Consider the following 21,442-nt stretch of genomic DNA (forward strand, 5'->3'; position numbering starts at 1 on the left):
GCCTAGCCCCGTTCCCTGCACGGCCGACCCGGGGCCGCGCCGGAGTAGCGTTTCCCCCATGCGTTTCTCCGGCGGAACACCCTCAGGCGACCTCACCTACTCGGACGTCTTCCTCGTCCCCGGCCGCTCGTCGGTGACGAGCCGCCTCGACGTCTCGCTCGCCCCGGGCGACGGCACCGGGGCGACGATCCCCGTCGTCTCCTCCAACATGAACTCGGTCACCGGTCAGCGCCTCGCAGCGACGCTCGCGCGCCGGGGCGGGCTCGGCGTCCTCCCGCAGGACATGCCCCTGCAGGCGCTGGACGCCGCGATCCGCTGGGTGAAGCGCCAGCCGGTCTCCTTCTCCGGCGCCCTCACCGCCTCGCCGGCGACGACTGTGGAGGAGGCGCTGCGCATCCTGCCGGCCGTCGCCGGCCACGGCTTCGTGGTGCAGGAGGAGGACGGCGCGATCCTCGGCTGCGTCCCGGCCTCGCGCCTGGCGACCGCGCTGCCGGACGCGCGCCTGGGCGACCTGGTCCACTCCGCCACGCCCTCGATCGACGCCGACGACGTGCCCACCGCGCGGGCCGCCTTCGACCTCATGGTGGCCGCCGACCTCGACTTCGCCCCGGTGCTGCACCACGGCGCCCTGGTCGGCACGCTGTCGCGCACCGGCGCCCTCCGCTCCACCGTCTACGACCCGGCGCTCGACGCGGACGGGCGTCTGCGCGTCGCGGCGGCGATCGGCATCAACGGCGACGTCGAGGCGAAGGCGCGCGCTCTCGTCTCCGCGGGCGTCGACGTCCTCGTCCTCGACACCGCGCACGGCCACCAGGAGGGGATGCTCCGGGCGCTCCGGACGGTCTCCGCGCTCGATCTCGGAGTGCCTATCGCGGCGGGCAACGTCGTCACGGCCGACGCGGTGCACGACCTCGTCGACGCGGGAGCGGACATCCTCAAGGTCGGCGTCGGCCCCGGCGCGATGTGCACCACCCGGATGATGACCGCGGTCGGCCGCCCGCAGTTCTCGGCCGTCCTCGAGACGGCCGAGCGCGCGCACGAGCTGGGCGCCCACGTCTGGGCGGACGGCGGGGTGCGCTACCCGCGCGACGTCGCCCTCGCGCTGGCCGCGGGCGCCGCCTCCGTGATGATCGGCTCCTGGTTCGCCGGCACGATCGAGGCGCCGGGGGAGCTGCGCAGCGACGCGGCCGGCCGGGTCTACAAGGAGAGCTGGGGCATGGCCTCGGCCAAGGCGGTGCAGGAGCGCTTCGACCGCCTCGACGCGTACGAGCTCGCCCGCAAGCGCCTCTTCGCCGAGGGCATCTCCTCCTCCACCATCTACCTCGATCCGCTGCGGCCCTCGGTCGAGGACCTGCTCGACATGATCACCTCGGGGGTCCGCTCGTCCTTCACCTACGCCGGCGCCCGGAGCGTGGCCGACTTCCACGAGCGGGCGCACGTGGGCCTGCAGTCGGCCGCGGGCTACGAGGAGGGCAAGGCGCTGCCGGTCAGCTGGTGAGCGGGCGCCGCATGCTAGAACCGAGCCCATGACCATCGTCGACAACGCCGTGTACGTCGACGGCCGCCGCATCCGGAACCCCGACTCGCTCGAGGACACCTTCGAGCTGATGCGCGACGAGCACGGCATGGCCTGGATCGGCCTCTACCGCCCGACGCGCGAGGAGGTCGAGGCGGTCGCCGAGGAGTTCGGGCTGCACCCGCTCGCCGTCGAGGACGCGCTGAGCGGGCACCAGCGGGCCAAGCTCGAGCGCTACGACGACGGGCTCTTCGTCGTGCTGCGGCCGGCGCGCTACGCGGACGCCGCCGAAACGGTCGTCTTCGGCGAGCTGCACGTCTTCGTCGGCCCCGACTTCGTGGTCACCATCCGGCACGCCGACTCCCCGGACCTCGCCCGCGTGCGGCGCCGCCTGGAGGAGGATCCGGCCCTCCTCGCCCGTGGGCCCGAAGCGGTGCTCTACGCGATCCTCGACCAGGTCGTCGACGAGTACGCGCCGGTGGTGTTCGGCGTCCAGGGCGACGTGGACGAGATCGAGGACCAGCTCTTCGGCGACGACTCGGACGACGGGCTCTCGGAGCGCATCTACCGGCTCTCGCGCGAGGTCATCCACTTCCAGCGCTCGGTGCAGCCGCTGACCGCCCTGCTGCACGAGCTGCTGCAGGAGTCGACGCCCGTGGAGGGGGAGCCCTCGCCCTCGCCGGAGCGGATCGAGCTGCGCCGCTCCCTCCGCGACGTGCTCGACCACACCATCCGCGTGACGGAGGCGGTCGACTCCCTGCGCGCGATCCTCGACAAGGCGCTCACGGTGCACTCGACGCTCGTCTCTCGCCGGCAGACCGAGACCGGGCTCGCCCAGAACGACGTGGTCCGCAAGATCTCCTCGTGGGCGGCGATCCTCTTCGCCCCGACGCTCGTGGCCGGCATCTACGGGATGAACTTCGACGACATGCCGGAGCTGCACTGGCGCCTCGGCTACCCCTGGGCGCTGGGCCTGATGGTGCTGTTCGGCTTCGCGCTCTACGCGGTGTTCAAGCGGAAGAAGTGGCTCTGAGCCGCCGCGTCGGAGCACGCCCGGCGGCGCTCCGCGGCGGGTAGACTCGGCGCCACAATGGACGACCCTCCCTCTGCGCATCCGGCCTGTTCCGCTCACCGCCGTGCTCCTCGGACTCCCGCTCGACGCTCCGGTGCCGCCGCTCCGCCGGCCCCCACCGTCCGGCCCTCCTCGCACCTCCCTCTCGTGACCGGGGGCGACCACCGTGGGAACTGAGTGGCTCCTCCTCGGCGTCGGCCTGCTGCTGACCCTGGGCACCGGCGTCTTCGTCGCCAGCGAGTTCGCGCTGGTGAACCTCGACCGGGCCGACCTCGAGGCCCGTCGCGACCGTGGCGAGACGCGCCTGGGCATGACCATCGCGGCCCTGCGCGTCACCTCCACGCACCTCTCGAGCGCGCAGCTGGGCATCACCCTCACGACGCTGCTCACCGGCTACACGATGGAGCCCGCCCTCTCGACGCTGCTCCAGGAGCCGTTCAGCGGACTCGGCATCCCGGAGGAGGCGCTCGCGCCGGTCATGACGGTGGTCGCCATCGTCATCGCGACCCTGCTGTCGATGATCCTCGGCGAGCTGGTCCCCAAGAACTTCGCCCTCGCCCTGCCGCGGGCGACCGCGAAGCTCGTCGTGCCGCTGCAGACCGCGTTCACGACGGTGTTCCGCCCGGCCGTCGCCCTGCTGAACGGCAGCGCGAACGCCCTGCTGCGCCTGGTCGGCATCGAGCCGAAGGAGGAGCTCTCGGGCGCCCGCAGCGCCGAGGAGCTCTCGAGCCTCGTGCGCCACTCCGCCAGCGCCGGACTGCTCGAGGAGGACACGGCCGACCTGCTCGGGCGCACCCTCCGCTTCTCCGCCCTCACCGCGGGCGACGTGATGACGCCGCGCCTGCGCCTGTCGACGGTCGAGCGCGCGAGCACCGCGCAGGACGTGCTCGACCTCGCCCGCACCACCGGGTTCTCGCGCTTCCCGATCACGGACGACGACATCGACGACATCGTCGGAGTCGTGCACGTCAAGCAGGCCGTCGCCGTGCCCCGCGGCAAGAGGTCCGACGTGCCGGTCACGGCGCTGCGCTCCGAGCCGCTCCGCGTCCCCGAGACCATGAAGCTCGACGTGCTGCTCACGGAGCTGCGCGGACGCGGCTTCCAGCTCGCGGTCGTCGTCGACGAGTACGGCGGGACGGCGGGCGTCGCCACGCTCGAGGACCTGGTCGAGGAGCTGGTCGGCGAGGTCGCCGACGAGCACGACCGCTCCCGGGCCGACGTCGTCAAGCTCCCCGGCTCCACCACCTTCCCCGGCATGCTCCGCCCCGACGAGGTCCTCGACCGCGCCGGCGTGCACATCCCCGAGGAGGGGCCCTACGAGACGGTCGCCGGATTCGTGATGAGCGAGCTCGGCCGCCTCCCCGCCGTCGGCGACCGGGTCGACGTCGAGGGCGGATCTCTGCGCGTCGAGCGCCTGGACGGCCGCCGCATCGACCGCCTCCGCTTCACGCCCGACCCCGACGCGGATCCCGACGGGATCCCCGACCCGCTCGCCGACGTCGCCCGCGGACACCGCGGACGGAAGGAGTCCGACGATGAGTGACTGGGCCGGAATCGCCTGGCTCGTGGTGCTCCTCGCCGCGAACGCCTTCTTCGTCGGAGCGGAGTTCGCGGTCATCTCCGCGCGCCGCTCCCAGATCGAGCCCCTCGCGGAGAGCGGACGCCGCAGCGCGATCACCGCGCTCGCCGCGATGGAGCACGCCACACTGATGCTCGCGACCACGCAGCTGGGCATCACCGTCTGCTCGCTGCTGATCCTCAATGTCAGCGAGCCGGCGATCCACCACCTGCTCGAGGTGCCGCTGCACGCCGTCGGCATCCCCGACGAGCTCTCCGGCACCGTCGCCTTCGTCATCACGCTGCTGATCGTGTCGTTCCTGCACGTGGTGCTCGGCGAGATGGTCCCCAAGAACATCTCGTTCTCGATGCCCGACCGCGCCGTGCTCCTCCTGGCGCCGCCGCTCGTCGCCATCGCCCGGGTCCTCCGCCCGATCATCGTCGCCCTCAACGCGGTCTCGAACGGAGTGCTCCGCCTCTTCAAGGTGGAGCCCAAGGACGAGGCGAACAGCACCTTCACGCTCGAGGAGGTGCAGACGATCGTCGACCAGTCCACCCGCGAGGGCACGCTCCGCGACTCGACCGGGACCCTCCTCGCCGCGTTCGAGTTCACCGAGAAGAAGGTCCACGACGTCGCCCTGCCCCTCGACGGGATCGTCAGCCTCCCCAGCGGAGCGACCCCCGCCGACGTCGAGCGCGCCGTCGCCAAGCACGGCTTCTCGCGCTACGTGATCCTCGGCGAGGACGGCACCCCCGAGGGCTACATCCACCTCAAGGACGTCCTCGACCTCGACGGCGACACGGAGGGCGCCAAGTTCCGCCTCCCCGTCCCCGCCAAGCGCATCCGCCAGCTCGCCTCGATCTTCGAGGCCACCGACCTCGAGGACGCCCTCGCGATCATGCGGCGCACCGGCGCCCACCTCGCCCGCGCGTTCGACGAGCAGGGCCGCGCCACCGGAGTGCTGTTCCTCGAGGACATCATCGAGGAGCTCGTCGGCGAAGTCGACGACGCCACCCGCCGCTAGGCGCGGGCCGCGGAGCGGCCGTCTGCGGCGTTGTCGTCGGGCGCGATACCGCCGGTATCGCTTCCTCCTCCGCCTTGCATCCGGCCCCTCCGCGGCCCGCGCCCGCGGGTGCTGGAGGCGGCGTTGTCGTCGGGCGCGATACCGCCGGTACCGCTTCCTCCTCCGCCTTGCATCCGACCCCTCCGCGGCCCGCGCCCGCGGGGGCTGGAGGGGGCGTTGTCGTCGGGCGCGGTACCGCCGGTATCGCTTCCTCCTCCGCCTTGCGACTGCCCCCTCCAGCACCCGCGCCCCTCTGGAGCAAGGGGAGAGGGGTGCGGCTGCGCCGGCACCAGTGCGCTGCGCCGGCACCAGTGCGGCAGCGGCGGCACCGGGCGGCTCCGCCGCAGGGCGACGTAGGGTGGCGGGATGGGTGAGCGGGTCGGGACGGCGGAGGCGGCGCGGAGCATCAGGGTGCCGCGGGAGGACGACGACAAGTACACGCGCGGGGTGCTGGGGATCGCGACCGGGTCGGAGCGGTACCCGGGAGCGGCGGTGCTCGGCGTCGAGGCGGCGGTGCGGACGGGAGTCGGCATGGTCCGCTACCTCGGACCGGAGCGGCCCGCGGGACTGGTGCTCGCCCGGCGGCCGGAGGTCGTGACCGCGGTGGGACGCGTGCAGGCCTGGCTCGTCGGCTCCGGCACCAGCGCCGAGGACCGCAGCGACGAGGAGCGGCGCACCCTGATCGAGCAGCTGCACTCGGGAGTCCCGGTGGTGCTCGACGCGGGCGCGCTCGACCTGATCGACGAGGCCGCAGGCCCGGTCGTCATCACGCCGCACTACCGCGAGCTCGCCGGAGTGCTCGGCCGAGCGGGTCTGGACGCGGACGCCGCGACGATCGCCGAGGCCCCGGGGGAGTGGGCGCGCCGAGCGGCGGACCGCCTCGGAGTCTGCTTGCTCCTCAAGGGCGGCACCACCCACGTCGTCGCGGGCGGCGTCGAGCTCGAGGTCTCCGGATCCACGCCCTGGCTGGCGACCGCGGGCAGCGGCGACGTCCTCGGCGGCGTGCTCGGCGCACTCCTCGCCGGTCGGGCCGCGGACACCGAGGCGGCCGGGGCGACTCTGACGGCGGAGGACCTCGCCCCCGTGGCCGCCGCGGCCGCCGTCCTGCACGCGGAGGCCGGACGGAGCGCCTCCGCCGGCGGCCCGATCGCCGCGCTCGACATCGCGGAGCACCTGCCCGGAGTGGTCGCCGCACTCCTGCGCTGACACGCCCGTCGGACGAGCGCTGAACCGAACCGGGACCGCCGCCGTTGTCCTGGAGGAAGCGACGCCCGCGGCCCGGCTCACCGGCTCCGCACCGCCGCCTCATCGGGTGCTCGAAGCGAGCACCTCTACCGTCGGATCCGCCGCGTCCGCCTTGACCAGGAGAACAGACATGACCGCGAAGACCACGACTCCCGCCCGCTACGCCCTGACCCTCCTCGCCGGCGCCGGCACCCTCGCCGCGCTCGCCGCCTGCTCCAGCACCACCACGACCGGGAGCGACGCCGCCGACGCGGCGACCACCACCGCTCCGAGCACCGCCACCAGCTCCGCCCCCGAGGCCACCGGCGCCGCGTCCTCCGCCGCGAGCGGCAGCAGCTACGCCGACGGCACCTACGAGGCCGAGGGCGCCTACACCTCGCCCGGAGGGAACGAGAAGGTGGGCGTCTCGCTGACCCTCGCCGACGGCGTCGTCACCGACGTGACCGTGACCCCGGAGTCGGAGAACCCCACCGGCGAGCAGTACCAGTCGCGCTTCGCGGGCGGCATCGCGGGCGAGGTCGTCGGCAAGCAGCTCGACGAGCTGAAGGTCTCCAAGGTGTCGGGGTCCTCCCTCACCTCCGGCGGCTTCAACGACGCCGTCGAGACCATCAAGGCCGATGCCACGGCCTGACGCCCCGACGGTCCTCGGCCACGCGTGGCGGTTCGACGCGATCGGCACCGGCTGGCAGATCGACACCGCCGAGCCGCTCGAGCCCTCCCACCGCTCGCGGGTCGAGGCGCGCATCGCGGAGTACGACCGCACCTGGTCGCGGTTCCGTGACGACTCCGCCGTCTCGCAGCTGCGGGTCGGAGGCGAGCACGTCTTCCCCGACGAGGCGGCCGACCTCTTCGCACTGTACGACGTGCTCGACGAGCTGACCGGCGGGGCGGTCACCCCCTTCGTCGGCGGCCCTCTCGAGCAGCTCGGCTACGACTCCGCGTACACCCTCGTCCCGCGCGGACCCGCCGTCCCCGCTCCCTCCTGGGCCGCCGCCCGGCGCGGGGCGGCGGGACTGCGGGTCGAGCCCGGGACCGTCGTCGACGTCGGCGCCGCGGGCAAGGGCCAGCTCGTCGACCTCGTCCTCGAGGAGCTCGACGGAGTCGGGCCCGCCGTCGTCGACGCGAGCGGCGACCTCCGGGGCATCGGAGCCGGACCCGTCCGGGTCGGCCTCGAGCACCCGTGGGACCCGAGCAGCGCACTGGGAGTGGCGGTGCCCGGCGACCGCGCGCTCTGCGGCTCGGCGAGCAACCGCCGCGCCTGGGGCAGCGGCCTCCACCACGTCCTCGACGGGCGGACCGGAGCTCCGGTCGAGAGCATCGTCGCCGCCTGGGCGGTGGCCGACACGGCCCTCGTCGCCGACGGGCTCGCGACCGCGCTGTTCGTCTGTCCGCCCGAGGCCCTCGCCGAGCGCTTCGACTTCGAGTTCGTCCGCGTCCGCAGCGACGGCACCCTCCACTACTCGCCTTCCTTCCCCGGAGAGGTCTTCCGATGATCGGCACCTTCGACCGCGCCCTCGGCCGCGTCACCACCTACCGGCTGGTCTGGATGACGCTCGCCGCGCTCCTGCTCGTCGCCGTCGGCTACGCCGCAGCCGGCCTGATCTTCTCGACGCCGCTCGAGATCCTCGGCACGACGCTCGTCGCCGTCGCCTCGACGGCCCTGGTCAGCGCGGTCCTCGCGCGGCTGTTCCGCAGCCGCGCGCACCTGGAGTCCTCGCTCGTCACCGGTCTGCTGATCGCCTGCCTGCTCTTCCCGACGGCCGATCCCCGCGGGCTCGCCGTGATCGCGCTCGTCGGCGCGATCGCCGCCGCGTCCAAGTACGTCCTGGCCTGGCGGGGCCGCCACCTCTTCAACCCGGCCGCGGTCGCCGTGCTGATCATCGGCTTCACCGGGCTCAACGCCGGAGCCTGGTGGATCGCCAGTGGCGCGATCTGGCCGTTCGTCGTCGTGGGTTCCCTCCTGATCGTCGCGCGGGTCCGCCGCTGGGCCGTCTTCGCCGTCTTCGTCGTCGTCGCCGGCGGGGTGTCCGTGCAGCAGGCGGTGCAGAACGGCCAGGACCTCGGCGCCGCGGCGGCTCTGGTCCTCACGGCCTACCCCTTCGTCTTCGCCGGCGCCTTCATGCTGACGGAGCCGCTCACGCTCGCGCCGCGCCGCTCGCAGCAGCTGATCATCGCGGTCGTCGCAGCGCTCGTGGCGAGCGTCCCCTTCCACATCGGCGTCGTCTCCGCCACTCCGGAGCTGGGCCTCGTGGTCGGCAACGCCCTCGCGTTCGCCTTCGCATTCCGCCAGCGTCGGCGGCACACCCTCGAGCTCGCCTCGACCCGCGTGCTGGCGCCGGGCATCGCGGAGTACCGCTTCCGCTCCCGCTCGCCGCTGACCTTCGAGCCGGGCCAGTGGCTCGAGCTCGACCTGCCGCACCGCGCCGACAGCCGGGGCAGCCGGCGCACCTTCTCGGTCTCCTCCGCTCCGTCCGACGGCGAGATCGCGATCGCCCTGCGGATGCCGGAGAAGGCGAGCAGCTTCAAGCGCGCCCTCGCCGCGCTGGAGCCCGGCGACTCGCTCCGGGCGACGAGCGTCGGCGGTGACTTCGTCCTGCCGGCCGATCCCACCGTGCCGCTGCTGCTGGTGGCGGGCGGCATCGGGATCACCCCGTTCGCCAGTCAGCTCCGCTCGCTCGCGGACGGTCCGCGGCGCGACGTCGTCGTCGTGGTCGCCGCGCCGAGCCTCGCCGAGGTCGCGTACCGCGACCTGCTGCAGGAGTCGGGGGCCCGGGTCGTGCTCTGCTCGAAGGAGACGCCGACCGACCTGCCCGCACGGTGGTCGCACGTCACAGGCCGACTGACCGCCGAGCTCCTCGCGGACGCGGTGCCGGACGCCGGCCGCCGCGTGGGCTACGTCTCCGGGTCGCCGTCGTTCGTCGACTCGGTCCGCGGCGCCCTGCGCGGTGCCGGGGCGAAGCGGATCCGCACCGACGCGTTCGCCGGCTACTGAGTTCGTCGGGTCGCGACGCCGTCTGCTGACGCCCGGCGGCGACCGACGCCGCCGGGCAACCGATGCCCGGCGGGAGCGGCGCTCTCAGGCGGGCTCAGGTGCTGCCAGGGTCCCGTTCAGCGGCCCCTCTACAATGACGCGGTGCCGTCCTCCCCTCCTCGAGCGTCCTCCCGCCCCCTCGCCCGGCTGCGCGAGAACCGCGACTCCGTCGCCGTGCTCTGGGGCGCCTTCGCGCTGGTGCACGTGGTGCTCTCCCTCCTGGCGCTGTTCGCTCCGGGTCTGCCGATGGGCGACGTCAGCATCGTCTACAAGGAGTGGATGAGGACCGCCGTCGAGGGCGGCGGCATCGCCGGGATCGACACGGGCTGGGTCTACCCGATCCTCGCCTGGGGCCCGATCGCCGCCTCCTGGCTCTTCGGCTCGGCGGGCTACGACCTGATGTGGCTCGTCCTCGTCGCGCTCGCCGACGCCGCCGCCTTCGCCCTGCTGCTGCGCGGCAGGTCGGCACCGCGCCTCGCCGCGGCGCGCTGGTGGCTGCTGTTCCTCGTCCTCCTCGGGCCGATCGCGATCGGCCGCATCGACGCCTTCACTGCGCCGCCGGCCATCGCCGGGATGCTCTGGGCGGCGACCCGTCCGGGCGTCGCGGCGCTGCTGCTGACCGTGGCCACCTGGATCAAGGTGTGGCCGGCCGCGATCCTCGCCGCTGCCGTGCTGGTCCTGCGCGGACGGCTGCGGATGATCCTCGTCCCCGCGGTCGCCTCCGTGATCATCGTGCTCGCGGTCGTCCTCGTCGGCGGCGGGGACCAGGTCTTCAGCTTCGTCACCGATCAGACCGATCGGGGACTCCAGATCGAGGCCGTCGTGAGCACTCCCTGGATGTGGCTGTCGGTCCTCCCGGGATCGGGGAGCTACGTCTACTACGCCGCCGACATCAACACCTTCGAGATGCACGGGCCCGGCACCGAGTTCGCGGCGAGCCTGATGACCCCGCTGCTCGCTCTGGCCATGCTCGGCGTGGCCCTGCTGGGTGCCCGTGCTCTCGCCCGCCGGGCGGACCCCGCCAGGCTGTTCCCGCTACTCGCGCTGACCTTCGTGGTCGTGTTCATCGACACCAACAAGGTGCTCTCGCCGCAGTACATCGTCTGGCTCGCGCCGCCGGTGATCGCCGGGCTGATCGCGTGCCGCGACGGCGCGTTCGACCGGCCCGCGAAGCTGACGCTCGTCACTGCGGCTCTGACCCAGGTGGTCTACCCGTACCTCTACCTCTTCCTCCTCTGGTCGCACTGGTGGATGGTGCTCGTGCTGACCGTGCGGAACATCCTCCTCGTGGTGCTGCTCGGCTGGCTGCTGCGCGAGCTGTGGAGGATGGGGACGGCGCCGGTCGTCGCACCCGGCGCCACGACTTCCGCATCGTCGCTGACCGGCGAGACCCGCTTGGCGCCCCAGGGCTCGTAGGCTCGAAGGGCGCGGGGCCGGCACGCGGTGCGCGCAGTCAAGGAGGCACCCATGCTCGTCGCATTCTCGGTCGCACCGTCCGGGGGCGAGGCGCCCGACGCGTCCGTCCACGACGCCGTCGCCGCCGCCGTCCGCATCGTCCGCGAGAGCGGCCTGCCGTCGCGGACGACCTCGATGTTCACCGAGATCGAGGGGGAGTGGGACGAGGTCTTCGACGTCGTCAAGCGCGCGACGGAGGCCGTCGGAGCGTTCGGGACGCGCGTGTCGCTCGTCCTGAAGGCGGACATCCGCCCCGGCTACTCGGGCGAGATCGACGGCAAGATCGCCCGGCTGAACGACGCGTTGGGGGAGTAGCGGGTCCGCGCCGAGACCTCTCGTGTCCGGGCCTGCTCGAATCGATTCGACATCCGCCGGATCCTGAGTAGCCTTGACCGGTGACGCTCTCGCCCGCTCGGACCCGCCTCGCCCTGCTCGCCCTCGCGATGGGGGGCTTCGGCATCGGCTCGACCGAGTTCGTCGCGATGGGGCTCCTCCCGCAGCTCGCCGCCGACCTCCTCCCCGGGGTCTGGGCCGCGAGCCAGGAGCAGGCCGTCTCGCAGGCCGGGATGCTGATCTCGGCCTACGCACTCGGCGTCGTGGTCGGCGCCCCCACCATCGCCGCCGCAGCGGCGCGCTGGCCGCGCAAGAGGCTCCTCCTGACCCTCCTCGTCGCCTTCACCGTCGGGACGATCGGCTCGGCGCTGCTCCCGAGCTTCCCGCTCGTCCTCGCCGCGCGCTTCGTCGCCGCGCTCCCGCACGGCGCCTACTTCGGCATCGCCTCCCTGGTCGCCGCCGATTTGATGGGTCCCGGCAAGCGCGGCAAGGGAGTCGCGTTCGTCCTCTCCGGGCTCACGATCGCGAACGTCGTCGGCGTGCCCGCGATCACCTGGGTCGGGCACATCGCCGGCTGGCGCACCGCCTACCTCGTGGTCGCGGTGCTCTTCGCGCTGACCGTCGTGGCCGTCCAGCTTCTGGTGCCCGCGCAGCCCGGGAATCCGGCGGCGACCGTCCGCAACGAGCTGCGGGCGTTCGGGCGCCTGCAGGTCTGGATGACCCTGCTCGTCGGCGCCATCGGCTTCGGCGGACTCTTCGCGATGTACAGCTACATCTCGCCGCTCGCGACCGAGGTGACGGGCCTGCCGCTCGGCGCGGTCCCGTGGATCCTGGTCGTCATCGGCCTCGGGATGACCGTCGGCAACCTCGTCGGCGGCTGGGCCGCCGACCGCGACGTGCGGCGGGCGCTGGTGGTGTTCTTCGCCGGCGTCGGCGTCTCGCTGATCGGACTCGCGCTGTCGGCCTCGTCGGTCGTCGGCCTGGTGGTGTTCGCGTTCCTCTCGGCGGGCTTCTCGGCGGCCGCGTCGCCCGCGATCCAGACCCGGCTGATGGACGTGGCGCGCGACAGCCAGACGATCGCGGCCGCGCTCAACCACTCCGCCCTGAACATCGGCAACTCGGTGGGTGCCGCGCTCGGCGGCCTGACGATCGCCGCCGGACTGGGCTACCTGTCGCCCATCTGGGTCGGCGTGGGCCTGACCGCGGCCGGAATCGTGCTCGCCTTCGGCAGCATCGCGATCGACCGCGCCCGGGGCACGGTCTACCCGGTCCACCGCGAGCCCGCCCAGCCGGGCACCGGCGGCATCCCGGTCGACGCGCTGTAAGCAGAGCGCGGCCAGGGCCTCTGGAAGACTCTCGGCATGCGCGCCGTGAGCTACTCGTCCTTCTCCGCCCTCCCCGCGATCGTCGAGGTCCCGGAGCCCGTCTGCCCCGTCGACGGCGTCGTCGTCCGCGTCGCGGCGACCGGGGTGTGCCGGAGCGACTGGCACGCGTGGAAGGGGCACGACGACTCGGTCGTCCTGCCGCAGATCCCCGGGCACGAGTTCGCCGGGACGGTGATCGCGACGGGAGCCCAGGTGTCGCTCTTCGCGGTCGGCGACCGGGTCACGGCGCCGTTCGTGTTCGCCTGCGGCGACTGCGAGCAGTGCCGGGAGGGGGCGACGCAGGTGTGCCTCCGGCAGCAGCAGCCGGGATTCACCCTCGACGGGTCGTTCGCCGAGGCGGTGGCCGTGCCGGGTGCGGACCTGAACCTGGTGCGCCTGCCCGACTCCGTCGGCTTCGTCGAGGCGGCCGGTCTCGGCTGCCGCTTCGGGACCGCGTACCACGCCCTGCACGAGCGCGGCCGGGTCGCCCCGGGGGAGTGGGTCGCGGTGCTGGGCTGCGGCGGAGTCGGCCTCTCCGCGGTGATCGTCGCGCTCGCGGCCGGGGCCCGTGTGGTGGCGTCGGACGTCTCCGCCCCGGCGCGAAAGGCCGCAGCCGCGCTCGGGGCGGTGACCGTCCCCGGAGGCGAGGGTGCCGCCGAGGCGATCCGGGCGGCGACCGGAGGAGGTGCGCATCTGGCGGTCGACGCCGTCGGCAGCAGGGTCACCGCGGAGGCGTCGATCGCCGCCCTGCGTCCGCGCGGCCGGCACGTGCAGGTGGGTCTGCTGCTCGGGCCCGACGCCGCACCGGCGATCCCGCTCGGCCGGGTCATCGCCCAGGAGCTGGAGCTGCTGGGCAGCCACGGCATCGCCCGGAGCGGCTACACGGCCCTCCTCGACGACATCGTCGCCGGCCGTCTGCGCCCCGCCGACTCCGTCGGCCGCACCATCGCCTTCGAGGACCTGCCCGGCGCCCTTGCCGCGATGGACGCCCCCGCCGCGACGCCCGGCATGACGGTCGCCGTCCTGGCCCCCTGACGCGGGCCCGCAGGAGCACTCGCAGTCCCGGTCCGGTGGGTCTCGATGCCCAGCGTCCCGCGGCATCTCGACCAGCATCGACCCGTTGTCCGTGCCTGGCGGGTCTCGATACGCCGCGTCCCGCGGCGACTCGACCGGCACGACTCGGGCACGCCCGCCCGGCTCGACTGCAGGAGCAGGTGGCCGCCGCTCGACGAGGTGGAGTCCGCCGACAGCGATCCGCGTGCCAGCGGATCGATGCCGGGCGACGCACCTCGCTCCGCGGAACGCACCACGTCGTGAAGCCGACCGCGCCGTGGCGGGCGGGGCTGCCGCCCCCCTGGAGCCCGCCGACAGCGATCCGCGTGTCAGCGGATCGATGCCGGGCGACGCGCCCCGCTCTGCGGAACGCACCACGTCGTGAAGCCGACCGCGCCGTGTCGGGCGGGGACCGCCGCGCCCTCGTGGAGCCCGCCGACAGTGATCCGCGTGTCAGCGGATCGATGCCGGGCGACGCACCTCGCTCCGCGGAACGCACCACGTCGTGAAGCCGACCGCGCCGTGGCGGGCAGGGACCGCCACGGAAGACGACTCAGTCCGTCTCGATGAGGATCCCGTCGTGGATGGCGCGCTTGCGGAGCGCCACCTTCGTGCCGACGTCGATGCCGACGACGCGGTACTTCTCGCGGATCCGCTTGAGGTACGACTTCGCCGTCTCCTCCGAGATGCCCAGCTCGAACGCGACCGACTTCACCGGCTCGCCGCCGCCGTAGAGGGCCATCACGCGGCGCTCCTGCGCGCTGAGCTTCGGCGCTCCGTCGGAGTCGCCGGTGGAGAGCGCCATGTCGAGCTCGTGCGAGATGTAGGAGTGGCCGTCCTTGGCCGCGCGGATCGCCTCGACGATCATGTCCGCGTCCTCGGTCTTCACCAGGTAGCCGAGGGCTCCGGAGGCGAGCGCCTCGCGGACCACGGCGGGCTCGGAGTAGGTGCTCATCAGCACGGTCTTCACCCCCGTGGTCTTGAGGGTCGAGAGCTTCACCGAGATCGGGATGTTGTCCTTGAGATCGAGGTCGAGGAGGACGACGTCGACGGGGAACTCGGGGTGCGTGAGCAGCTCGGGCCAGGAGGCGACCGCGGCCACCAGCTGGATGTCGGAGGCGGCTCCGCGGATCCACTCCGTGAGCGCTCCGAGGAGCATCTTGTGGTCGTCCACGACCGCGAGAGTGATCTTCGCGTCAGCGGTGGGTGTCATCGGTGTCCTTCGGTCGGCGGTCGTCGGCGGTCTCTCGGCGGCTGCTCACCGGTCGGCGGGATTCTCGACCAGGCAGTCGATCTCGATCCGGAGCTCCCCGTCGCGCGAGGTGTCGCGGAAGACGCCGACCTGAGCGATAGCCTCCCACGTCGCAGGATCGACGCCGCGCAAGGGCGCGCCTGAGGAGCGGAGCGTGATCGGCACGAGCAGTCCTCGGGCGGCCGTCCCGGCTCCGGGATCGCGGGGGCTGCCCGACTCGACGTGGAGGACCACGGCGAGCCCGGTCGCGCTGTCGGCGATCAGCCAGATCGCCGAGAGGAGCCCGTCGCGCTGCTGGTGCCCGAGGAGTCCGGCGGTGCCGTCCGGGTCGTCGAGCTCGACGAGCGGCGCGAGCAGCTCGGACTCGAGCACGGCGTGGTGCAGCCAGGTCTCGCGCCGCCCCTCGATGAGGTGGAGGCGGAGCTGGGTGGCGAGCGAGGTCGCGTGCGCGGCGCGCTGGGCGTCGAGGGGCAGGCGGACCGAGCCGTCGCCCACCTCGGCGAGGAGGCGCTCGGCGGCGAGGTCGAGCCGTGCGAGCTCCTCCGAGGCGAGCATCCCGACCGCGTAGCGCGGGCCGAGCGTGGTGCTCTGCACGAGGGCGCGGTCGATCTCGAGCTGGACCATCCGGCGGAATCCGCGCATCATCACGACCACGACGACGGCCGGCGCGATCGTCACCACGAGGGCGCTGATGCGCACCGAGAGCGCGCCCGCGCCGCCCGACTCCATCGAGAGGAACGCGATCACCTCGGCGATCGCGACGAGGGCGCTCACCGCGAGGATCTCGATCCCGCGCCGGTGGACGATCAGCGCGGCGTGCGCGACGGCGCCCGCGACCGCGGCGGTGGGGACGGTGCGGGCCGCGCCGGAGTCGGTCACGGCCACCAGGTCGAGCACGACGGCGGCTCCGAGGGCGACGAGGAAGCAGAGGTAGACCGGGAGCGGCAGGCGGCGTCCGCCGAGGTGGATCGCGAGGACGGTGGATCCGAAGGCCAGGACGACGAGGACCCAGGCGATCGCCGCGGGTGCGAGGTCGCTGTAGCGGGCGGAGGTCGAGAGGAAGATCAGCAGCTCGTAGGCGAGGATCGCGGCGGCGATGCCGTTGAGGCCGCTGCCGAGGTAGTTGGTACCGAGCCCCTCCTGCTGGCGACGGACCGAGCGGGCGGACCGGGAGGAGCGGCCGTGCGTCGCGGGCACGCGTCCCAGCAGCGGGGCCCGCGACTCCGGTGCGGGGCTCACTTCGGGACCTCCAGCACCACGGTCGTCCCCGATCCGGGGGCGCTGAACAGTCTGGTGCGGCCGCCGACGTCGCCGAGCCGGGCGATCACCGACTCCTTGAAGCCGAGCTTCGTGTCGGGGACGGTCGCGATGTCGAAGCCCGCGCCCGCGTCCGTGACCATCGCGCGGACGGTCGTCTCGTCCTCGGTGATCGTCACGTCGGCCGAGGCGACGCCGGAGTGGCGGCGCACGTTCTCGAGGCACTCCGCCAGGGCGAGGACGAAGGAGTCGAGGGCCGCGCCGGTGAGCGCCACCTGGCCGGAGCCGTGCCAGATCACGTCGAGCCCCATCCGGCCGAAGCGGTTGCGGACGGTCTCGAGGGTGTTGGCCGCGGGGGCGGAGGTGACGCTGGTCAGCTGGTAGGAGCCGGACGCGCTCGGGGTGGGGGTCCCGCCGAGCCGGAGCTGGCGCAGGAGCTGCGCGTCCTGCGCCGCCTGCTGCCGGAGCGCGTCGACCGACACTCCGCGGCCCGAGTGCGCGAGGAGCGTGAGGGTGGCCAGCACCGTGTCGTGCAGGAGCCGCGCACCCTGCCGGCGCTGCGCCTCCGTCTCGCTGGCGAGGCGCTCCACACGGTGCGCGTTGCCGATGCTGTCGATCCGCCGCACCACCCGAGGGACCGCTGTGCCGATCCAGAGGGCGAATCCGCAGAGCGTGCCCCAGGGCAGCAGGCTCTGGACGACCACGGTGGGGATCATGGTGCCGCTCGAGACGAGCACCGACGGGATCAGGCTCGGGAGGACCACCGGCAGCAGCAGGAGCAGTCGGCGCGCGGACGTCGTCACGACCACGGCGATGCTCGCGGTCACGGCGTTCGCGGTGTTGACCAGGACGAACCCGGCGAAGTCGGCGCCCGGAGCGAGCCCCAGCGCGAGGCCCCAGCCCAGCAGCAGGCCGCCGACGGCGACGGCGATCACTCGGCTGCGGCGCCCCGTCCGGGCGAGCTCGACGTGGGCGGCCATCATGCCCAGGAGCAGCGCGACGGCGAACGGCACGGCGGCGGGCTGGAGCGTCCCGGGGATGAGGGCCATGCCGAGCGCCCCCGCCTCCGTGAGCAGGCCGATCCCGCAGGCGGAGTGGCGCAGCAGCCGATCGCGCTCGCGGGCGCTGCGGATCATCGGCACGCTCTGGCCCCCTCCGGTCGTGGCGCGGGGCTGGCCCCCGTCTCACGATAGCCACTGGCCGGGCCGGTCGGCGCGGTTCGGGGCGTCGAACCGCGCCGGAGTCGGGCGGGTCAGGCCGTCGCGGGATGCGCCAGCAGCCGGGCGAGGTGCGCGCCGACCGCGTCGTCCTCGATGAGGAACCCGTCGTGACCGAACGTCGAGGTGATCACCGCGACCTCTCCGCCGTCGAGAGCGCCGGGAGCGTGCGCCGCGATGATCCGCTGGCCCTCGACCGGGAAGAGCCGGTCGCTGTCGATGCCGAGGACGAGGGTCGGGCTGGTGATCCGGGAGAGGGCGGCCGCCTCGCCGCCCCGGCCGCGGCCGACGTCGTGCGAGTTCATCGCCTCGACCAGCGTGATGTAGCTGTTCGCGTCGAAGCGGCGGGTGAACTTGTTGCCGTGGAAGTCGAGGTACGACTCCACGGCGAAGCGGCCGCCGCCGCCGAGCGGGCTGAGCCCCGACTGCCAGCTGCGCTCGAAGCGGTCGTTGAGCTCGGAGGGGCTGCGGTAGTTGAGCAGTGCCATCCGGCGGGCGAGCGCGAGGCCGTGGTACGGGCCCTGGCCGTCGCCCGCGTCGTAGTAGGAGCCGCCCGCGAAGGCCGCGTCGTTGCGGATCGCCTCGAGCTGCACGAAGTTGAGGGCGATCTGGTCGGCCGTGGCCCGCGGGGGAGCTGCGAGGACCGCGAGGCGCGCGACCCGCTCCGCGTGGTCGATCCCCCACTCCAGCGCCTGCATCCCGCCCATCGAGCCGCCGATGACGGTGTGCCAGCGCTCGACGCCGAGCAGGTCGCTGAACTGCACCTGCGCCCGCACCTGGTCGCGGATGCTCGTGTACGGGAACCGTGCGCCCCACTCGTGGCCGTCGGGGGCGAGGGACGCGGGCCCGGTGGACCCCTGGCAGCCGCCGAGCATGTTCGGGGCGACCACGAAGAAGCGGTCGGTGTCGATCACGAGGCCGGGGCCGACGAGTCCCGACCACCAGCCGTCCGTCGCGTGACCGGGATCGCCGCGGCCGAGCAGGTGGGAGTCGCCGGTCAGCGCGTGCAGGACGAGGACGGCGTTGTCGCGGCGCTCGTTCAGCGCGCCCCAGCTCTCGTAGGCGATGCGGGCGTGGGGGAGGCGGCCGCCCGCCTCGAAGTCGAACGGGCCGAGGTCGACGAAGCGGCGTCCGCCCGGGTGGTCGCCGTCGCGCCAGGCTCCGGTGGCGGGCGGCTTGCCGATGACCGAGAGGAGCTGGCGCTCGGTGACGAACGCCGACGGGACCGTGTCCTCGAGTGTCTGCTGCCAGTCCATAGCGCTGTCCATCGTGTCAGAGCGCCGCGGGGCGGAGCCGTTTGTTACGCCCTGCTCCCGCGCTCCTCCGCCCGCGCGCGGAGCGCCCTGACGCGATCCCCGAGGACGGGGACCCCGTCAGGGCGCCGAGGGGCCTCAGGCGTTCGCGCGGGAGGCCTCGACGACGGCGCGCGCGGCGCGGAGGGCCTGGTCGAGGTCGGCGCGGAGGTCGTCGACGTTCTCGAGTCCCACCGACAGGCGCACCAGGCCCGGAGTGACGCCGGCGGTCAGCTGCTGCTCGGGCGAGAGCTGCGAGTGCGTGGTCGACGCGGGGTGGATGACGAGCGAGCGGACGTCGCCGATGTTGGCCAGGTGCGAGAACAGCTCCAGCGAGTCGACGAAGGCCCGGCCGGCGTCCACTCCGCCCTTCAGCTCGAACGAGAGCACCGCGCCCACGCCCTTCGGCGCGTAGCGGTTGGCCGCGGCGTACCAGGGCGAGGTGGGCAGGCCCGAGTAGTTCACCGAGGCGATGTCGGAGTGGTTCTCGAGGTACTCCGCGATCTCCTGCGCGTTCTGCACGTGGCGCTCGATCCGGAGCGAGAGGGTCTCGATGCCCTGGATGAGCTGCCAGGCGCTCGCCGGGGCGATCGAGGCGCCGAGGTCGCGCAGCAGCTGCACGCGGGCCTTGATGATGTAGGCGAGGGAGTCGCCGACCGCGGCGGTGTAGACGGCGCCGTGGTAGGACTCGTCCGGCGTGGTGAGGCCGGGGAAGCGCTCGGCGTTCGCGGTCCACGAGAAGCGGCCGCCGTCGACGATCGCTCCGCCGATGACCGTGCCGTGGCCGCCGAGGAACTTCGTCGCCGAGTGCACGATGATGTCCGCGCCGTGCTCGAAGGGGCGGATCAGGTAGGGCGTCGCGATGGTGTTGTCCACGATCAGGGGCACGCCGGCGTCGTGCGCGACATCGGCCACGGTGCGGATGTCGAGGATGTTGATCTTGGGGTTGCCGACGGTCTCGGCGAAGAACAGCTTCGTGTTCGGACGGACGGCGCGGCGCCACTCCTCGCGGTCGTCCTGGTTCTCGACGAAGGTCGTCTCGATGCCGAGCTTGGCGAGGGTGTACTTGAAGAGGTTGTAGGTGCCGCCGTAGATCGAGGACGACGAGACGATGTGGTCGCCGGCCTGGGCGATGTTCAGCACGGCCGCGGTCTCGGCGGCCTGGCCCGAGGCGAGCAGCAGGGCGCCGGAGCCGCCCTCGAGGGCGGTGAGCCGCTCCTCCACGACCGCCTGGGTCGGGTTCTGGATGCGGGTGTAGATGTTCCCGAACTCGGCCAGCGCGAACAGGTTCTGGGCGTGCTCCGCGTTGTCGAAGACGTAGGAGGTGGTCTGGTAGATCGGCGTCGCGCGGGCCTTGGTCACCGGGTCCGGCGCGGCGCCCGAGTGGATCTGCTTGGTCTCGAACTGCCACTTCTCGGAGTCGGTCATGGTGCTTCCCATCGGATCGTCGGGGTCGGTGACGGGGCCGTTCTCCGTCGCGACGAGCGTACGCGGGGGGCCCGCCGGGCGGCCAGGACCGCCGACACACGGGGTAACGGCCGTCAGCGCCGCTCGGGCTGCCGGTCGCGCTTGGCGCCCGTGGGGTCGGCGCGGTCCGGGCGCCGGGGCCTCTCGTCGGACGCCGGGGCGAAGAGCCAGGCCGCGCGGGGCTCGACCAGCCGGTGGAAGACGGTGCGGGTCCAGCCGAGCGAGAGCACGACCGAGACCGCGATGCAGAACACGATCATCAGCACGAGGGCGAGCGTGCTCTCCGTCCGCGAGAGGATCCCGGACTCCCGCAGCGGATAGAGGACGAAGCTGTGGAGGAGGTAGACGTACATCGTCGACTGCCCCCAGGCGGTGAGCGGGGTGCGGCGGCGCGGAACCAGCGCGAAGAGCGCGAGCGAGAGCACGACCGCTCCGGCCATCAGGGCCAGCCGCACCAGCCCGGCCCACCACTGGGTCTCGCCGAGGGCGTCGTAGGGGCGGTCGTAGAAGAACCAGTAGCGCAGGTCCGCCGCTCGGAACGCCTCGATGTTGACGGTCATGACGACCGCCGTGACCGCGAAGAGGACGACGGCGAGGATCCGGGCGAGGAGCACCCGCGACGGCGGCTGATCGAGCCAGCGGTCGACGGCGGAGCGGCCGCCGGGGGCGAAGCCGCGCAGGCGCCAGCCGAACACGAAGAACGGCAGGATCCCGATCGCGCGTGCGAGCGAGAAGGTCGAGTCGATGTTGTCGTAGTAGCTGACCCCGACCGCGAGCACCACGCTGATCAGCAGCGGCCAGCGCAGCAGCGCCAGGTAGGGGAGGACGAGGCGGAAGATGCCCAGCGCGAGCAGGAACCACAGCGTCCAGCTCGGCTTCGTCGGGTTGAACTCCTGCTTCCCCTCGACCAGGAACTGCACCAGGGTCCAGATCGTCTCCATGATCAGGTAGGGCAGGAGGATGTCGGTCAGCACCCGCCGCATCGCGCGCCCGCTCGGTGCGCCGCTCTTGGAGAAGTATCCCGAGATGATCGCGAAGGCCGGCATGTGGAAGGCGTAGATCGTCAGGTAGACGATGAGCGAGGTGTCGGAGTTGGCCGTCAGCCTCTGGACGCCGTGCCCGATCACGACGAGGGTCACACAGACGAAGCGCGCGTTGTCCCAGAGGGGCACGCGGCGCTTCGGGGTGACGGCTGTCCCGGCGGTCGCGGGAACCGGGTCGGCGGGCGGCACGCGGCCAGACTAGCGTTGGGCTGCGACGACGGAGT

Annotated in this window: 18 protein-coding genes; 12 read left to right on the forward strand and 6 right to left on the reverse strand. The window is 73.1% G+C overall.

Translation table 11 applies throughout. The features are described 5' to 3' along the window. Positions 1-58 precede the first annotated feature (58 nt). The 12 genes from C5D50_RS09610 (at position 59) to C5D50_RS09665 (ending at position 13,672) form a co-directional block, all read left to right on the forward strand. Entirely contained in the window at positions 59-1,498 is a 1,440-nt protein-coding gene (locus C5D50_RS09610; RefSeq protein WP_104283376.1) for a GuaB1 family IMP dehydrogenase-related protein, read from the forward strand. Between the two features lie 28 nt (positions 1,499-1,526). Continuing rightward, positions 1,527-2,549: a magnesium/cobalt transporter CorA gene (gene corA, locus C5D50_RS09615; RefSeq protein ID WP_104224113.1), complete on the forward strand. Its 1,023-nt coding sequence runs from the start codon at positions 1,527-1,529 to the stop codon at positions 2,547-2,549. A gap of 205 nt (positions 2,550-2,754) precedes the next feature. Then, positions 2,755-4,131 (forward strand): hemolysin family protein, encoded by a 1,377-nt coding sequence (locus C5D50_RS09620; RefSeq protein WP_104225499.1) that lies wholly within the window; start codon positions 2,755-2,757, stop codon positions 4,129-4,131. Next, complete coding sequence (locus C5D50_RS09625; protein ID WP_104224111.1) at positions 4,124-5,170, forward strand: hemolysin family protein; 1,047 nt, start codon at positions 4,124-4,126, stop codon at positions 5,168-5,170. The genes C5D50_RS09620 and C5D50_RS09625 overlap by 8 nt, the downstream gene beginning before the upstream one ends. 405 nt (positions 5,171-5,575) lie before the next feature. Beyond that, entirely contained in the window at positions 5,576-6,415 is an 840-nt protein-coding gene (locus C5D50_RS09630; protein WP_104283377.1) for an ADP/ATP-dependent (S)-NAD(P)H-hydrate dehydratase, read from the forward strand. Positions 6,416-6,584: 169 nt separating this feature from the next. After that, positions 6,585-7,085 carry an FMN-binding protein gene (locus tag C5D50_RS09635; RefSeq protein ID WP_104283378.1) on the forward strand — a complete coding sequence of 167 codons (501 nt, stop codon included), beginning with the start codon at positions 6,585-6,587 and terminating at the stop codon, positions 7,083-7,085. Continuing rightward, on the forward strand, positions 7,072-7,947 hold the full coding sequence (locus C5D50_RS09640; RefSeq protein WP_104283379.1) for an FAD:protein FMN transferase: 876 nt from the start codon (positions 7,072-7,074) through the stop codon (positions 7,945-7,947). Before C5D50_RS09635 ends, C5D50_RS09640 begins: the two co-directional genes overlap by 14 nt. Next, entirely contained in the window at positions 7,944-9,446 is a 1,503-nt protein-coding gene (locus C5D50_RS09645; protein ID WP_104225502.1) for an oxidoreductase, read from the forward strand. Before C5D50_RS09640 ends, C5D50_RS09645 begins: the two co-directional genes overlap by 4 nt. 141 nt (positions 9,447-9,587) lie before the next feature. Continuing rightward, positions 9,588-10,901 (forward strand): glycosyltransferase 87 family protein, encoded by a 1,314-nt coding sequence (locus tag C5D50_RS09650; RefSeq protein ID WP_104283380.1) that lies wholly within the window; start codon positions 9,588-9,590, stop codon positions 10,899-10,901. A 51-nt stretch (positions 10,902-10,952) separates the two neighbouring features. After that, a complete protein-coding gene (locus tag C5D50_RS09655; protein WP_104224449.1) occupies positions 10,953-11,255 on the forward strand; it encodes a thiamine-binding protein in 303 nt (100 codons plus the stop codon). A gap of 128 nt (positions 11,256-11,383) precedes the next feature. After that, a complete protein-coding gene (locus C5D50_RS09660) occupies positions 11,384-12,598 on the forward strand; it encodes an MFS transporter (RefSeq protein ID WP_104283390.1) in 1,215 nt (404 codons plus the stop codon). A gap of 36 nt (positions 12,599-12,634) precedes the next feature. Beyond that, positions 12,635-13,672: an alcohol dehydrogenase catalytic domain-containing protein gene (locus C5D50_RS09665; protein WP_104283381.1), complete on the forward strand. Its 1,038-nt coding sequence runs from the start codon at positions 12,635-12,637 to the stop codon at positions 13,670-13,672. Positions 13,673-14,243: 571 nt separating this feature from the next. On the opposite strand, the gene C5D50_RS09670 is transcribed toward C5D50_RS09665, so the two are convergent. From C5D50_RS09670 to C5D50_RS09695, 6 genes are all read right to left on the reverse strand, one after another. Then, complete coding sequence (locus C5D50_RS09670) at positions 14,244-14,903, reverse strand: response regulator (protein WP_104224447.1); 660 nt, start codon at positions 14,901-14,903, stop codon at positions 14,244-14,246. A 45-nt stretch (positions 14,904-14,948) separates the two neighbouring features. Further along, the gene (locus C5D50_RS09675; protein WP_104249522.1) at positions 14,949-16,181 is read right to left on the reverse strand and encodes a hypothetical protein; all 1,233 of its coding nucleotides are present in this window, start codon (positions 16,179-16,181) and stop codon (positions 14,949-14,951) included. Then, entirely contained in the window at positions 16,178-17,335 is a 1,158-nt protein-coding gene (locus C5D50_RS09680) for a sensor histidine kinase (protein WP_104257082.1), read from the reverse strand. The genes C5D50_RS09675 and C5D50_RS09680 overlap by 4 nt, the downstream gene beginning before the upstream one ends. A gap of 116 nt (positions 17,336-17,451) precedes the next feature. Next, complete coding sequence (locus C5D50_RS09685; protein ID WP_104224444.1) at positions 17,452-18,672, reverse strand: homoserine O-acetyltransferase; 1,221 nt, start codon at positions 18,670-18,672, stop codon at positions 17,452-17,454. A gap of 135 nt (positions 18,673-18,807) precedes the next feature. Continuing rightward, positions 18,808-20,136: a bifunctional o-acetylhomoserine/o-acetylserine sulfhydrylase gene (locus C5D50_RS09690; RefSeq protein ID WP_104225507.1), complete on the reverse strand. Its 1,329-nt coding sequence runs from the start codon at positions 20,134-20,136 to the stop codon at positions 18,808-18,810. Positions 20,137-20,249: 113 nt separating this feature from the next. Further along, positions 20,250-21,407, reverse strand: coding sequence for an acyltransferase family protein (locus C5D50_RS09695; protein ID WP_104283382.1), 1,158 nt, complete (start codon positions 21,405-21,407; stop codon positions 20,250-20,252). Between the last annotated feature and the right edge of the window lie 35 nt (positions 21,408-21,442).

Source organism: Rathayibacter sp. RFBD1 (assembly GCF_002932915.1).
Lineage (GTDB): Bacteria > Actinomycetota > Actinomycetes > Actinomycetales > Microbacteriaceae > Rathayibacter.

What these genes read in the sequence shown, in the direction of transcription:
- C5D50_RS09610 (WP_104283376.1), top strand. Translation starts at nt 59, where the DNA reads ATGCGTTTCTCCGGCGGAACACCCTCAGGCGACCTCACCTACTCGGAC.
- corA (WP_104224113.1), top strand. Translation starts at nt 1,527, where the DNA reads ATGACCATCGTCGACAACGCCGTGTACGTCGACGGCCGCCGCATCCGG.
- C5D50_RS09625 (WP_104224111.1), top strand. Translation starts at nt 4,124, where the DNA reads ATGAGTGACTGGGCCGGAATCGCCTGGCTCGTGGTGCTCCTCGCCGCG.
- C5D50_RS09630 (WP_104283377.1), top strand. Translation starts at nt 5,576, where the DNA reads ATGGGTGAGCGGGTCGGGACGGCGGAGGCGGCGCGGAGCATCAGGGTG.
- C5D50_RS09635 (WP_104283378.1), top strand. Translation starts at nt 6,585, where the DNA reads ATGACCGCGAAGACCACGACTCCCGCCCGCTACGCCCTGACCCTCCTC.
- C5D50_RS09640 (WP_104283379.1), top strand. Translation starts at nt 7,072, where the DNA reads ATGCCACGGCCTGACGCCCCGACGGTCCTCGGCCACGCGTGGCGGTTC.
- C5D50_RS09645 (WP_104225502.1), top strand. Translation starts at nt 7,944, where the DNA reads ATGATCGGCACCTTCGACCGCGCCCTCGGCCGCGTCACCACCTACCGG.
- C5D50_RS09655 (WP_104224449.1), top strand. Translation starts at nt 10,953, where the DNA reads ATGCTCGTCGCATTCTCGGTCGCACCGTCCGGGGGCGAGGCGCCCGAC.
- C5D50_RS09660 (WP_104283390.1), top strand. Translation starts at nt 11,384, where the DNA reads ATGGGGGGCTTCGGCATCGGCTCGACCGAGTTCGTCGCGATGGGGCTC.
- C5D50_RS09665 (WP_104283381.1), top strand. Translation starts at nt 12,635, where the DNA reads ATGCGCGCCGTGAGCTACTCGTCCTTCTCCGCCCTCCCCGCGATCGTC.
- C5D50_RS09670 (WP_104224447.1), bottom strand. Translation starts at nt 14,903, where the DNA reads ATGACACCCACCGCTGACGCGAAGATCACTCTCGCGGTCGTGGACGAC.
- C5D50_RS09680 (WP_104257082.1), bottom strand. Translation starts at nt 17,335, where the DNA reads ATGATCCGCAGCGCCCGCGAGCGCGATCGGCTGCTGCGCCACTCCGCC.
- C5D50_RS09685 (WP_104224444.1), bottom strand. Translation starts at nt 18,672, where the DNA reads ATGGACTGGCAGCAGACACTCGAGGACACGGTCCCGTCGGCGTTCGTC.
- C5D50_RS09690 (WP_104225507.1), bottom strand. Translation starts at nt 20,136, where the DNA reads ATGACCGACTCCGAGAAGTGGCAGTTCGAGACCAAGCAGATCCACTCG.